The organism is Streptomyces sp. DH24, from assembly GCF_029813775.1.
GTDB lineage: Bacteria > Actinomycetota > Actinomycetes > Streptomycetales > Streptomycetaceae > Streptomyces.
In genome coordinates this window covers 177,023-191,122 of record NZ_JARVKW010000005.1, presented here as the reverse complement: position 1 = coordinate 191,122, position 14,100 = coordinate 177,023, and the positions used below count along the sequence as shown (strand labels likewise).

10 protein-coding genes are annotated in these 14,100 nt (G+C 73.9%); 5 read left to right on the top strand and 5 right to left on the bottom strand.

Features of this window, described 5'->3' with window-relative positions; genetic code table 11:
- Window positions 1-48 precede the first annotated feature (48 nt).
- Window positions 49-1,299: a nicotinate-nucleotide--dimethylbenzimidazole phosphoribosyltransferase gene (gene cobT / locus QC282_RS05960; RefSeq protein WP_279548136.1), complete on the top strand. Its 1,251-nt coding sequence runs from the start codon at window positions 49-51 to the stop codon at window positions 1,297-1,299.
- Between the two features lie 121 nt (window positions 1,300-1,420).
- Window positions 1,421-2,203: an adenosylcobinamide-GDP ribazoletransferase gene (locus QC282_RS05955; protein WP_279548135.1), complete on the top strand. Its 783-nt coding sequence runs from the start codon at window positions 1,421-1,423 to the stop codon at window positions 2,201-2,203.
- A gap of 65 nt (window positions 2,204-2,268) precedes the next feature.
- Here QC282_RS05955 and QC282_RS05950 read toward each other — a convergent pair whose 3' ends face one another.
- From QC282_RS05950 to QC282_RS05930, 5 genes are all read right to left on the bottom strand, one after another.
- The gene (locus QC282_RS05950; protein WP_279548134.1) at window positions 2,269-3,075 is read right to left on the bottom strand and encodes an endo alpha-1,4 polygalactosaminidase; all 807 of its coding nucleotides are present in this window, start codon (window positions 3,073-3,075) and stop codon (window positions 2,269-2,271) included.
- Window positions 3,072-3,803 carry a spherulation-specific family 4 protein gene (locus QC282_RS05945; protein ID WP_279548133.1) on the bottom strand — a complete coding sequence of 244 codons (732 nt, stop codon included), beginning with the start codon at window positions 3,801-3,803 and terminating at the stop codon, window positions 3,072-3,074. The genes QC282_RS05950 and QC282_RS05945 overlap by 4 nt, the downstream gene beginning before the upstream one ends.
- Window positions 3,800-5,320: a hypothetical protein gene (locus QC282_RS05940; protein ID WP_279548132.1), complete on the bottom strand. Its 1,521-nt coding sequence runs from the start codon at window positions 5,318-5,320 to the stop codon at window positions 3,800-3,802. Before QC282_RS05940 ends, QC282_RS05945 begins: the two co-directional genes overlap by 4 nt.
- Complete coding sequence (gene pelF, locus QC282_RS05935) at window positions 5,317-6,837, bottom strand: GT4 family glycosyltransferase PelF (RefSeq protein ID WP_279548131.1); 1,521 nt, start codon at window positions 6,835-6,837, stop codon at window positions 5,317-5,319. The genes QC282_RS05940 and pelF overlap by 4 nt, the downstream gene beginning before the upstream one ends.
- Before the next feature lie 121 nt (window positions 6,838-6,958).
- Window positions 6,959-9,010 (bottom strand): hypothetical protein, encoded by a 2,052-nt coding sequence (locus QC282_RS05930; protein ID WP_279548130.1) that lies wholly within the window; start codon window positions 9,008-9,010, stop codon window positions 6,959-6,961.
- Window positions 9,011-9,361: 351 nt separating this feature from the next.
- On the opposite strand from QC282_RS05930, the gene QC282_RS05925 reads away from it, so the two are divergent.
- From QC282_RS05925 to sucB, 3 genes are all read left to right on the top strand, one after another.
- Entirely contained in the window at window positions 9,362-10,921 is a 1,560-nt protein-coding gene (locus QC282_RS05925; RefSeq protein WP_279548129.1) for a leucyl aminopeptidase, read from the top strand.
- Between the two features lie 243 nt (window positions 10,922-11,164).
- Complete coding sequence (lpdA, locus tag QC282_RS05920; RefSeq protein WP_279548128.1) at window positions 11,165-12,553, top strand: dihydrolipoyl dehydrogenase; 1,389 nt, start codon at window positions 11,165-11,167, stop codon at window positions 12,551-12,553.
- A 57-nt stretch (window positions 12,554-12,610) separates the two neighbouring features.
- On the top strand, window positions 12,611-14,083 hold the full coding sequence (gene sucB / locus QC282_RS05915) for a 2-oxoglutarate dehydrogenase, E2 component, dihydrolipoamide succinyltransferase (RefSeq protein ID WP_279548127.1): 1,473 nt from the start codon (window positions 12,611-12,613) through the stop codon (window positions 14,081-14,083).
- The last annotated feature ends 17 nt before the right edge of the window (window positions 14,084-14,100 follow it).

Sequence of the window (14,100 nt, the reverse complement as noted above, 5' to 3'; positions counted from 1 at the left end):
GGCGATGTGGCGGCGAGCTGTTCGACCCGGGCCGGTACTGTTCGGCGAATGAGCTCGCTGAATCTCGACGACTTCACCGATCTGATCGAGCGCCCCGACGGCGGGGTGCGCCGCGACGCGGAGGCACGCCGGGACCGCCAGGTCGTGCCGCCCGGATCGCGTGGGCGGCTCGACGAGCTGGGTGAGTGGCTGGCGGCGGCGCAGTCGGCCGTACCGGTGCGGCCGGTGGAGCGGCCGAAGGTCGTGCTCTTCGCCGGCGACCACGGCGTCGCCGAGCTGGGGGTGTCGGCGCGGCCGGCGGGCACCGCGGGGCAGTTGGCGCGGGAGGTCCTGGAGGGCGGCCGGCCGGTGTCGGTGCTGGCGCGGCGGCTCGGCGTGCCGCTGCGGATCGTCGACATGGCGCTGGACTGCGACCCCGAGACGCTGCCCGCCGACGTCGTACGCCACCGGGTGCGGCGCGGCGGCGGACGCCTCGACATCGAGGACACACTGACCGCCGAGGAGGCGGAGGCCGCCTTCCGGGCGGGTGTCGCGGTGGCCGACGTGGAGGCCGACTCGGGCACGGACCTGGTGGTCCTCGGCGACATCAGCGTCGGCGGTACGACCGCCGCGGGCGTACTGGTCGCGGCGCTGTGCGGGACGGACGCGTCCGTCGTGACCGGGCGGGGCGGGCTGGCCATCGACGACCTGGCGTGGATGCGCAAGTGCGCGGCGATCCGGGACGGGCTGCGCCGGGCGCGGCCGGTGCTCGGCGACCAGTTGCAGTTGCTGGCCGCGGTGGGCGGCGCCGACCTCACGGCGATGACGGGGTTCCTGCTGCAGAGCGCGGTGCGGAAGATGCCGGTGGTGCTGGACGGCGTCGTGGCGGCGGCCTGTGCGCTGGTGGGCCAGCGGATCGCGTTCCGGGCGCCGGACTGGTGGCTGGCCGGGCACGACAGCGGGGAGCCGGGCCAGGCGAAGGCGCTGGACCGGATGGCCCTGGAGCCGCTGCTGTCCCACGGGGTGACGGTCGGTGAGGGCGCGGGCGCCCTGCTGGCCCTCCCGCTGGTCCAGGCGGCGGCCGCTCTGGCGGCGGAACTGCCCGAGCAGCCGAAGGAGACGGAGACGGCGGAGACGACCGGGGCCGGCGGGGCGATCGGGGCGTGGGAGACGGTGGAGACTACCGGGGCCGCCGGGACCACCAGGACCACCGGGGCGACGGAAGCGTCGGAGACAACCGGAGCCGACGGAACCACCGGGGCGACCGGGGCCACCGGCGCAACCGGTGCAACCGGAGCGGCGGGAGACACGGAGAGGTGAGCGCGCGGAGCAGCGGCCGGCCGCCCGGCGCGATGGCGTTCCGCTCCGGTCGATGCCCCGTACGCACACTTTGTCCGCGGCTGCCGCGGGCCCTTCCCTGACCGCCCGGTAATCTGCGCCGGTGTTCAGTACCCCATCGGCCGACGGCCTGCGTTTCTCCTTCGGCACCCTCACCGTGCTCCCGGTCGCGGTGACCCGCTGGGACCGGGGCGCCGCGCGCGGCGGCATGCTGTGCGCCCCGCTGGCCGGACTGGTCGTCGGGGCCGGGGCCGCCGCCGCCGGGTCGGCGCTGCTGTTCCTCGGTGCCGGTGCGCCGCTCGCCGCCGTCGCTTCGGCGGCCGTGCCCGCGCTGCTCACCCGTGGGCTGCATCTGGACGGGCTGGCCGACACCGCCGACGGGCTGGGCAGCGGGAAGCCCGCCGAGGACGCGCTGCGGATCATGAAGCAGTCGGACATCGGCCCGTTCGGCGTGATCACCCTCGTGTTCGTGCTGCTCGCGCAGGTCGCCGCGCTGGCCGCGGCGTACGCCGACTCCTGGGCGCGGGGCGCGCTGGCCGCCGTCGTCGCGGGCACCGTGGCCCGGCTCGCGCTGACCCTGGCGGCCAGGACCGGTGTGCCGGCGGCCCGGCCGGAGGGGCTCGGCGCGGCCGTCGCCGGGGTCGTGCCGGTGCGCGGCGCCGCGGGCGTGGCCGTGGCCGTCACCGTGCTCGCGGCGGCGTCCGGCGCGTTCCTCGGGGCGGACGGCGTGGTCCGTACGGCGCTGGCGGTGCTCGTCGCGCTCGGCGCGGCCGAACTGTTGCTCCGGCACTGCACGCGCCGCTTCGGCGGCGTCACCGGCGATGTGTTCGGCGGGCTCGCGGAGACGGCGGCGACGGCGGCGCTCGTCGTGCTGTCACTGGGCTGAAACGACCACGGGGCTGAAACGATCCCCACGCGCCGCTTCCGCCCGTCCGCCGCGCGCGGTGGAGCTCAGCACGCGCGTCGCCACGGGCCCAGTTCGTACTTCTTGAGCATCGAACTCAGCCGGAGCTCGCGGGCCTGCGGGCAGAAGCGGCGCGTCGGCAGTTCGTACTCGACGTGGAAGACCGCCTTGCCGGCCTCGACGAACGGGGTGAGGGCCTCGCACTCGTCGTACTGGGCGCACTGCTCGTTGACCGCGAAGTCGAAGTCGTCGAGGAGTTCGGGGATCTGGTCGAGGTCGTTCTTCAGGCCGACGGACATGCCGCGCTCGTGGGCGAGCCGCGCGACGAGGCGGTTGTAGCGCAGCTGGTCGGCGGCGGTGAGCGGGAAGCCGGTGCGGTTGCGGTAGCCGTCCATGTTGTCGGGCTCGACCGCGTCGAAGCCCTTGTCGCGGCACATGTCGAGGCGGGCCGCCATGAGGGGTTCGAGGACGTCGACGCGGCGGATGTCGAGCCAGCGTTCGCCCTGCCAGCCGTTGCCGCGGCCCAGCACCGAGCGGGGGAAGTCGCCGGCGTCCGGGCGGAAGTCCTCCCAGGCGCCGGTCGAGACGTAGCAGATGACCTTGCGGCCGTCGCGGTGCAGTCGGGCGACCGTCTGCGCGGAGTGGTCGAAGCCGTCGATGTCGTACACGGGCACGTCGACGGAGGTGTCGAGGCGGCCGCTGAGCTGCCACTGCCAGTCCGTGCCGGGGCGCGGCTGCCAGCGGGCGCCGTCCGTGGCGCCCTCCCCCGGCTTGCCGTCGGGGTCGTCGGTGCAGCCCGCCAGGAGCAGGAGCAGGGCGCCCAGCAGGGCGGCGAACAGGGGCGGGCGTCTCACCGGGCGGTCTCCAGGGTGTGGGGCAACGTACCCCAAGGATGATCTCCGTCGCCCGGAACCGCACAGTGCACGGCGGCGCCGGACGCGCGGGCCCGGGCGGCGAAATCGACGCCGGGCGGCACGCCGTACACCAGGTGGCACAGCCGCACGTCGCCGGAGCCGCGCCACGGCGGGTGGCGCAGGGCGCGGTACGACTGCCAGCTCCCCTCGAAGGTGACGAGGAGGTCGGCGAGGCGGGCGTACGACGGGTGGGGTGCCGTGCCGTGGTTGAGGGCGAGCGTGCCGCAGCCGGCGGCCCAGGCGGCGGTCGCGAGGCGCCGGTAGTACGCGAACTCACCGGGTCCGGCTGCGGCCTGGTCGAGGAAGGCGCCGTCGGTGCCGTACCAGTCGCGGTGCCGGGCGAGGTCGCGGACCACGTCGTCGTGGGGGCGGCGGCCGTAGCCGGTGTCGGCGTAGCCGAGGACGCGCACCCGCGCCGCCCGCAGCCGGGCCGCGATCTCGGCGAACGCCGGGTCGGGACGCTCGCCGGGACCGCTGGCCGGGTTGAGGACGACGCCGTACAGGCGCGGGGCGGCGGCGACGATCGCGTCCCATTCGGCGGGGCGGACGGTGGGGTGCTCGTAGTAGGGGACCAGCAACTGGCCGGGCGGACAGGCCGGTTCGCTCCCCTCGCGCGGCGACTCGGCGGACTCGGACGGCACTGCGCCGTGGTGCGGCAGGTGGCTCATCGGTGGGCCGTCGCTCTCCCCAGCAGCGCGCACGCCAGGGCGGCCTGTGCGGCGGCGGCCGTGCCGTACACGGCGAGGCCCACCAGGTGCGGGTCGCCCGCGCGGGTGAGGAGGGTGAGGGTCTGGGCGAGGGCGGCGGCGCAGCACACGGCCGTCGCGGCGAGGACCGCGCCGAAGGACTGGAGCAGCAGGCCCGCCCACACCACCACGCCGAGCAGGAGCAGGCCGGTCAGCCGGACGCCGCCGAGGAGCGGGGCGCCGGGCCACAGGGCGGAGCCGGCCAGGGCCAGCGCGAGCAGGGCGGCCAGGTAGCCGGTGAGGCACGTGGCGACGGTCCGTGCGGTGGCCCGGCGGAAGGCGCGCGGGGTGCTGGTGGAGCGCAGCCCGGCGAGGCTGTTGCTGCGGAAGCGGTACAGCAGCCATTCGGCGGGCCCCATGCTGAGGGTGAGGGCGACGGCGGCCGGTGCGGCGACCGCGCTCGTCTGCCGGCCGGCGAGGGTGTCGCCGAGCGCCGCGTACAGCACGAGGACTCCGCTGCCGAGCCCGAACAGGGCGTACGGCAGCGAGCCGGTGAGCCGGGGCCCGGCCGGGCGGCGCCGTTCGGCGGGCACGGCACCGAACGCGCCGGACGCGCCGAAGGGCAGCAGCGCGGCCAGTCCGGCGCTCCAGCCGCCCGGTGCGCGCAGCGCGGGCGCCGCTTCACGCACCGCGAGGACCGCCACCGCCAGCAGGGAGCCCAGCAGCAGGGCGAAGCGCGGCGCGTCCGGCAGCGGCCGCGCGAGGGCGTACGCCGCGCCCGCCGCCATCGGCAGCAGCGCGGCGAGCAAGGCCTTCTCGCGGCCCATGACCAGCAGCACGGTCGCCGCGCCCAGGTAGCAGGACTGCCCCGCGGCGAAGGCCACCGCGCCCGGACCGGCGGTGCCGGCGGCGGCCAGGGCGACCAGGGCGCCGAGCACGGCGCCGGTCACGGCCCCGAGGAGGAGACAGCGCCGGGCGGCGTCCCGGTCCCCGAGGCCCAGCCACGCGTACGCCCGGTGGGACAGGCCCTGGTTCCACGCCCAGCCCCACAGCGCGCCCGCCAGCAGCGGCACGGTGCCCGCCGGCAGACCGAGGTCGCGCGGGCCCGTCAGCAGGGGCGCGCCGAGGACGTAGGCGAGGCCGGGCAGCGCGAAGACCACGCCGCGCAGCAGACAGCCCAGCAGGCCCGTCTGCCAGGGGTCGTGGGCCGGGCCCGCCGGTTCGGGGTAGCGGCGGGCGACCCGCTCGTAGAGCTCCTCGGCGAGCGCGAAGGAGTTCTTCGCGCCGTACCGCTCGCGTATCCGGTCGTCGGTCAGGCCGTCGGACTCCAGCAGGGCGGCTATCTCGTCGGGGTGGACGGCGGCGGCCACGAAGTCGTCGAGCCGGTCGGCGAGTTCGTCCACGGGGTCGGGCTGCGCCCAGGCGGGGGTGCGCTGCCGGGGGATCGCGGGCAGGGTGTCCGGGCGGAAGCCCGGCGGCAGCCAGACGCTTCCGCTCACCAGTCGGTCCCGTCCGTCGCGACGGCCGCGTACCAGGGGTCGCGCAGTTCGGCGGTCCAGTCGGCGACGGACTCGACCGCGGGCTCGTAGACCTGGGGCAGCCCGGCGAGTTCCTGGTAGATGGTGCGGAAGGCGTCCACGGAACGGCGCAGGGTGAAGCGTTCGATGACCCGGCTGCGCGCCAACTCGCCCAGTGCGCGGCGCCGTTCGCCGTCGCGCAGCAGGGTCAGCGCGGCGGCGGCCATCTTCTCCGGCTCGCGCGGCGGCACCACGAGCCCGGTGTCGCCGACGGCCTCGCGCACTCCCCCGACGTCCGTCGACACCGTCGTACGGCCGCAGGACATGGCCTCGATGATGGAGAACGGGAAGCCCTCGGATATGGAGGACAGCATCACGACGTGCCCGGCCGCGTAGGCCCGCCACACCTCGGTGACGCGGCCCTCGAAGGTCAGGCCGTCGGTGACGCCGAGTTCGGCGGCGAGTTTCTCCAGCCGGGTGCGGTAGGCCTCGCCGCCCGGCGGGACCGGGCCGAACAGCCGCAGCCGGGTCTCGGGGATTTCGGCGCGGACCATGGCGTAGGCGCGGATCAGGGTCTCCAGGTCCTTGATGGGGTCGACCCGGCCGCACCAGCTCAGCGTGGGTGCCGCGGGTTCGGGCCCGGCGTGCGGGAAGGCCTGCGGGTCGACGCCGTTGTAGACGGTGCGGATCTTGCCGGCGTCGGCGCCGCCGCGCTCCTCCCAGCGGCGGTTGTACTGGTTGCACGGGGTGATGAGGTCGGCGGCGCGGTAGCCGAGGGTGTTCAGCGCGCGGTAGAAGCCGAGCATCAGGGCCTTCACGGGCCAGCGCTGCGCGTCGCGGCGGTAGCCGAGGTAGCGCTCGCGCAGGTAGATGCCGTGCTCGGTGAGCAGGAACGGTACGCCGTCCAGGTGGCGGGCGGCGAGCGCGGGCAGCGTGGCGAGGCCGCTGCTGACGGCGTGCGCCACGGTGTCCTCGGCGATGCGGGCGCCGAGCGGGCGCAGGGCGTGTTCCAGCAGGTCGGTGGCGGTCAGCGCGTCGTGCACGGTGGGGTGGGCGGCGGCCGTCGGCAGGTGGGGCGAGGTCCACGTCCACATCAGGGACCTGAGGGCCGCCTCGGTGCGCAGGGCCGCCGGGAGGCGACCGTCGCGGGCGAGCACGGCCAGCTCGTACAGGGCCTCGCCGAAGTCGAAGGGGCTTTCGGGGTCGAGGAACGACAGCAGGAACCGTTCGTAGGTGTCGAGGAAGCGGCGCCGGGCCCGGCCGTACGGGGGCCGGGCGCGGCCGGGGCGCGGGCCCGAGGTCGGCACGGTGGTGTGCCGGCGGATGTTGGTCGGCAGCTCCCAGGTCACGGGTTCGCGCCCGGTGCCCGTGAGCGACACGACGTGGAAGTCGACCTCGGGCATGCCCTTGACGAGTTGGTCGCACCAGGTGCTGACCCCTCCGTGGACGTGCGGATAGGTGCCTTCGGTGAGCATGGTGACGTGACGGCCGGTACGCATCGCTGCGCGGCTCCCCCCGGATGATGCGGATGTCGTGCGGGGAACTGCCGCCCGTCGCCCGGCCGCGGGCCGGTGGTGGGCTGGTCGCGCAGTTCCCCGCGCCCTTTCGAGGGCGTTGGTGTTACGGCAGTTCGAGAGTGACCGCGGACTGCAGCAGCTCCGGTGCCGTCCACGCGGAGCGTCCACCCGCGTACGGCGTGCCGAACGCGGCCGTGCCCAGCAGGAGTTGCTTCCTCGTGCCCTCCGGTGCGGTGATCGGGACGTGGGTCCCGGACGGGGCCGTCACGGTGACGGTGTCGCCGATGCGGTAGGCGGTGACGCGGTTGTTGTCGAGGGCGGTCTGCCAGGCGGCGCGGCGCTGGAGTTCGGTGCCGATGGCCTTCTGGGGCAGGTTCTCCAGGGGGGTGTCGGCGGCGAACAGGGCCGCGTAGTCGGCGAGCACCTTGTCCAGGACCGGGTAGAGGATGCGGTCCTCGGCCAGGTTGGACTGGTGGACGTAGTGCGGGCGCGGGTCGCCCGAGAGGACGTGGCCGAGGGCGGTGCGCGCCTCCTGCGGGGCGATGTGCGTGTCGTAGCCGGTGGCCGGGTCCAGTGGTCCGGGCAGGCAGGTGGAGGTGGGGTCGGTCTCGCAGACGCCGCTGCCGCCGTCGGCGCGGGAGGTGTAGATCCAGTTGTACTCGTCGGTCATCTCGGCCTCGGTGCTGACGTTGTAGTACACGTTCATCGGGTGCCGGGGCACGGTGACGGCGGCGCCCACCGCGCGCTGGCCGGACTCGCGGGAGTTGTCCGAGGCGATCCACCTGACGCCGTTGTCGGCGAGGGCGCCCGCGAGGTTGGGGTTGTCCGTCGGCTGCTGCGGCAGGGTCTTCAGGCCGGAGTGCTCGCCGGTGACCAGCTCGGTGCGGTCGACGGGCAGCCCCTTGTTCACGGCCCAGTCGTGGTTGTCGCGGATCTGCGCGGCGATCTGGGCGCGGCCCATCCACTTCACCGACCCGTCGGCGTTCTTCGCGCAGCTCCACGGCACGGTGGAGGTGTCCTGCACGCAGCCGAGGTAGGGGTGGGTGTAGGTGTGGTTGATCCAGCGGTACTGGCCCTTGTCGGCGAGGAGTTGTGCGGTGAGCGCGTCGGTGCCGCCGTGCTCGCTCTTCCACTGCTCGCCGGAGCCCGCGTTGTAGACCATGTCGAGCGTGAAGCCGCGCTCGCGCTGCCACTGGGCGGCGTACCGCGCGTCGTCGGCGGTCATGCGGATCGGCGCGGTGCCCTCGCCGTCGCCGCCGGCGCAGTCGAAGTCGCCGGGGGTGCAGTTGCGTTCGGTGTCCCAGCGGCTGTCGGGCGCGAACACGTCGTCCACGTGCACGGCGAAGTGGTTGCGGGACCGGCCCAGGTGGACGCCCTGGGTGAGCCATTCGACGATGCCGCGCGCGAGCATCCGGAACTGCTGCTGGTGCTGGTTGTACGCGAAGGTCACCACGAGCTCGCGGCGCCCGTCGTGGCGGTACTCGCCGACCAGGCTGCCGCGGCCCTGCCCGCCGGGCACCGGCGAGTCGACGTAGCTGGTGAAACCGGCGCGGGGCCGGGCGACGTAGCCGTAACTCTCCAGGGTGGCCGGTGAGTTGTCCTCGAAGGTGAACGCGCCCTCCAGATAGCCGAAGGGCCCGGCCCGCCCGGCCTCGGTGACCGTGGCCTCGCGGCCGTCGAGGGAGCCGGCCCAGCCGCCCTCGTCGGTGTGGTCGAGGCCGACTCCGGGGTGGGCCCAGGTGTAGGCGTCGACCTGCGGGATGCCGTACGTCCGCTCGTAGGCCTCCAGGGCGGCCTGCTCGGCCGAACCCGCGCCGAACGGGGCCTCGTTGGGCAGCACGACGCCCTGGTACCTGGCGCGGGGCCGGCCGTTGACCGTGTCGCTGAGGAAGGCCTCGGTGACGGCCGGGCGGCCCGGGTCGGTCAGGTCGACGGTGGTGTACGGGACGCCCGTGCTCCTGAGCCGGTCGGTGATCGCGCCGACGGAGCTGTCGCCGTTGTCGACGACCAGCACCCTCAGGTCGACGCGCGGTGTCTCGGCTGCCGAGGCGCCGGGTGCCCCCGGGCCCAGCGCCAGCAGCCCTGCGGCCGTCAGCACGGCGGCGGGGCCTCTCGGACGGGTCAGTCGGGTCCAGCGGTGCGCACGGTGCGCCATGGCGGTCCTCCCCCCAGATGATCCTCTCGCGGTCGATAAGCGAAGGATCCGTGGAAATCATGCAAAGCGGTGAGCGAGCCACTCACCGGAACGCGATGAGTGTGACTCAGGTCACCGGGCGCGGGAGTCGGGACATGGCCGCGACGCCACCGGCGGGTGAACGCCCGCAGGAATGAGCGAGGGCGACCACGAGCGTAGGCTCGTCCCGGGTGTTCGCCGACAGGGTGAAGGCCCCGGCGGGTACCGCACCCTCAGTCCACCGTGCACGTGGAGCTAGGGTCTGGCGTCGGGCCCGGTCGACCCACCCGCTCGGCCACAGCAACTTCACATCGGAAGCGAGAATTCACCACCGTGACTGCTCTCACTCTCAGCACCGCCGCGGCGCCCGGCCTGCGGGCCGACGCGATCGTGATCGGTGTCGCCAAGGGCGCGGCATCCAGGTCCGGGAACCTGATCGTCGCCGCGGGCGCCGAGGACGTGGACAACGCGTACGACGGCAAGCTGGCCGGCGTCCTGGAGACCCTCGGCGCCTCCGGTGCCGAGGGCGAGGTGACGAAGGTGCCCGCGCCGTCCGGCTTCAAGGCCCCGCTCGTCGTGGCGGTGGGCCTGGGCGAGGAGCCCGCGAAGGGCGACGAGGGTGCCTACGGCGCCGAGGCGCTGCGCCGGGCCGCCGGTGCCGCCGCCCGCGCCCTCGCCGGCTCGAAGAAGGCCGCCTTCGCCCTGCCGGTCGCCGACGCGGCGGACGCCGGTGCCGTCGGCGAGGGTGTGCTGCTCGGCGCGTACTCCTTCGACGCGTACAAGAAGAACGGCAAGAACGACAAGAACGACAAGAACGCTGCGAAGGACGGCAAGGCTCCGCTGGCCGAGGCGGTGCTGCTCGGCGGCAAGCCCCGCGACAAGGCCTACAAGGCGGCCGTGGAGCGCGCCGCCGCGGTCTCCGAGGAGCTCAACCGCGCCCGCGACCTCGTCAACACCCCGCCGAACGACCTCAACCCCGAGTCGTGCGCGGCCGTCGCGCAGGCCGCGGCCAAGGAGCACGGCATCAAGGTGCAGGTGCTCGACGAGAAGGCGCTCGCCAAGGGCGGCTACGGCGGCATCCTCGGCGTCGGCGCCGGCTCGGCGTCCCCGCCGCGCCTGGTGAAGCTGTCGTACACCTCCTCCAAGGCGAAGAAGCACCTGGCGTTCGTCGGCAAGGGCATCACCTACGACTCGGGCGGCATCTCGCTGAAGCCGGCCGGGCACAACGAGACGATGAAGTGCGACATGAGCGGCGCCGCCGCCGTGTTCGCCGCGGTCGTCGCCGCCGCCCGCCTGGGCCTGGACGTCAACGTCACCGGCTGGCTGGCGCTCGCCGAGAACATGCCGTCCGGCTCGGCGACCCGCCCGGGCGACGTGCTGCGCATGTACAGCGGCAAGACCGTCGAGGTCCTCAACACCGACGCCGAGGGCCGGCTCGTGCTCGCCGACGCGCTGTGGGCCGCCTCCCAGGAGAAGCCGGACGCCATCGTGGACGTGGCGACCCTGACCGGCGCGATGATGCTGGCGCTGGGCAGCCGCACGTTCGGCATCATGGCGAACGACGACGCGTTCCGCACCGCGGTGCACGAGGCCGCCGAGGAGGTCGGCGAGGCCGCGTGGCCGATGCCGCTGCCGGAGCACCTGCGCAAGGGCATGGAGTCCACGACCGCCGACATCGCGAACATGGGCGAGCGGATGGGCGGCGGCCTGGTCGCCGGTTTGTTCCTGCGCGAGTTCGTGGGCGAGGGCATCACCTGGGCGCACCTCGACATCGCGGGCCCGGCGTTCAACGAGGGCGGCGCGTTCGGGTACACGCCCAAGGGCGGGACCGGGACCGCGGTGCGGACGCTGGTGCGCCTGGCGGAGCTCACCGCGGCGGGCGACCTGGGCTGAGGTCGGTCACTGTGCGGCGACGGCCCCGGGTGCGTGGCACCGCGGGGCCGTTTTGTCCCGATGCGGCGAACGGGTGGCATGTCTCACACACCGGCCCCGCGTCTCCTTGTGCGCCGACAAGTGCGAAGATGGGGCTCGGCAGGACAGGGCCCCACCGAAGGGCCGAAGCAAGAGCGGCCGGACACCAGCCGCCTGCCGGTCACCGACGACCGGCGTACGGCGCACATGCATGGAGGACGTGACGTGGCGAACGACGCCAGCACCGTTTTCGACCTAGTGATCCTCGGCGGTGGTAGCGGTGGTTACGCCGCGGCCCTGCGCGGGGCGCAGCTGGGCCTGGACGTCGCCCTGATCGAGAAGGACAAGGTCGGCGGCACCTGCCTGCACCGAGGATGCATCCCCACCAAGGCCCTGCTGCACGCGGGCGAGATCGCCGACCAGGCCCGCGAGAGCGAGCAGTTCGGCGTGAAGGCCAGCTTCGAGGGCATCGACGTCCCGGCCGTCCACAAGTACAAGGACGACGTCGTCTCGGGCCTGTACAAGGGCCTGCAGGGGCTCATCGCCTCCCGCAAGGTGACCTACATCGAGGGTGAGGGCCGGCTGTCCTCCCCCACCTCCGTCGACGTGAACGGCCGGCGCGTCCAGGGCCGCCACATCCTGCTGGCGACCGGCTCCGTGCCGAAGTCGCTGCCGGGCCTGGAGATCGACGGCAACCGGATCATCTCCTCGGACCACGCTCTCGTCCTGGACCGTGTGCCGAAGTCCGCGATCGTCCTCGGCGGCGGTGTCATCGGCGTCGAGTTCGCCTCCGCGTGGAAGTCCTTCGGCGCGGACGTCACGATCATCGAGGGCCTGAAGCACCTCGTCCCGGTCGAGGACGAGAACAGCTCGAAGCTGCTGGAGCGCGCGTTCCGCAAGCGCGGCATCAAGTTCAACCTGGGCACCTTCTTCGAGAAGGCCGAGTACACCCAGGACGGTGTCAAGGTCACCCTCGCCGACGGCAAGGAGTTCGAGGCCGAGGTGCTGCTGGTGGCCGTCGGCCGCGGCCCGGTCTCGCAGGGCCTGGGCTACGAGGAGGCCGGGGTCGCCATGGACCGCGGCCACGTCCTGGTCGACGAGTACATGCGGACGAACGTCCCGACGATCTCCGCCGTCGGTGACCTGGTCCCGACGCTCCAGCTCGCGCACGTCGGCTTCGCCGAGGGCATCCTGGTGGCGGAGCGTCTCGCCGGTCTGAAGACCGTTCCGATCGACTACGACGGCGTGCCGCGGGTGACGTACTGCCACCCCGAGGTCGCCTCCGTGGGCATCACCGAGGCCAAGGCCAAGGAGATCTACGGCGCGGACAAGGTCGTCGCTCTGAAGTACAACCTGGCGGGCAACGGCAGGAGCAAGATCCTCAAGACCGCGGGCGAGATCAAGCTCGTCCAGGTCAAGGACGGTGCGGTGGTCGGCGTCCACATGGTCGGCGACCGCATGGGCGAGCAGGTCGGCGAAGCCCAGCTGATCTACAACTGGGAGGCGCTGCCGGCCGAGGTGGCCCAGCTCGTCCACGCCCACCCGACGCAGAACGAGGCGCTCGGCGAGGCCCACCTGGCCCTCGCGGGCAAGCCGCTGCACGCGCACGACTGAGCGAGCCCCCGGGCGCGACGACACAGACTTCCGCACTTCTAAGGAGCAACCGAAACCATGGCGGTTTCCGTAACCCTTCCGGCGCTCGGCGAGTGCGTCACCGAGGGCACCGTCACCCGCTGGCTGAAGTCGGTCGGCGACAGCGTCGAGGCCGACGAGCCGCTGCTCGAGGTCTCCACCGACAAGGTCGACACCGAGATCCCCTCGCCCGCCGCCGGTGTCCTGGTCGAGATCGTCGTCGGCGAGGACGAGACCGCCGAGGTCGGCGCGAAGCTGGCCGTCATCGGTCAGCCGGGTGCCGCCCCGGCCGCCGCCCCCGCCGCTCCGGCCGCCCCCGCGCAGCCGGCCCAGGCCCCGGCGGAGCCCGCCCCCGCCCCGGCGGAGCCCGCCCCGGCTCCGGCGCAGCCCGCCCAGGCTCCGGCGCAGCCCGCCCAGGCGCCCGCCGCCCCGGCCGCTCCCGCGGCCCCGGCTCCGGCTCCGCAGGCCCCGGCGGCTCCGGCCCCGCAGCAGCAGGTCCCCCCGGCTCCCGAGCCGGCCCCGGCCGCTCCGGCGCCCGCCCCCGTCACCCCGGCCCCGGCGCCCGCCGCGACCGCCGGTGACGACGGCGCCTACGTCACCCCGCTGGTGCGCAAGCTCGCCGCCGAGAACGGCGTCGACCTGGCCACCGTCAAGGGCACCGGCGTCGGCGGCCGGATCCGCAAGCAGGACGTCATCGCCGCCGCCGAGGCCGCGAAGACCGCCGCCGCCGCCCCGGCCCCGGCCGCGGCCGCGCCGGCCGGCAAGAAGGCCCCCGTCCTGGAGGCCTCGCCGCTGCGCGGTCAGACCGTGAAGATGCCGCGCATCCGCAAGGTCATCGGCGACAACATGGTCAAGGCGCTCACCGAGCAGGCCCAGCTGTCGTCGGTCGTCGAGGTCGACGTCACGCGCCTGATGAAGCTGCGCGGCCGGGCCAAGGACGCGTTCGCGGCGCGCGAGGGCGTCAAGCTCTCCCCGATGCCGTTCTTCGTCAAGGCGGCGGCCCAGGCGCTGAAGGCCCACCCGGTCATCAACGCGAAGATCAACGAGGCCGAGGGGACCATCACCTACTTCGACACCGAGAACATCGGTATCGCGGTGGACTCCGAGAAGGGCCTGATGACCCCGGTCATCAAGAACGCCGGCGGTCTCAACCTCGCCGGCATCGCCAAGGCCACGGCGGAGCTGGCCGGCAAGGTCCGCGCCAACAAGATCACGCCGGACGAGCTGTCCGGGGCGACCTTCACCATCTCCAACACCGGTTCGCGCGGTGCGCTGTTCGACACGATCATCGTGCCGCCGGGGCAGGTCGCGATCCTCGGCATCGGTGCCACGGTGAAGCGTCCCGCCGTCATCGAGACGGAGGAGGGTACGGTCATCGGCATCCGCGACATGACGTACCTGACGCTGTCGTACGACCACCGTCTGGTGGACGGTGCCGACGCGGCCCGTTACCTGACGGCGGTCAAGGCGATCCTGGAGGCGGGCGAGTTCGAGGTCGAGCTCGGCCTCTGACCTGCCGGATCAAGCAC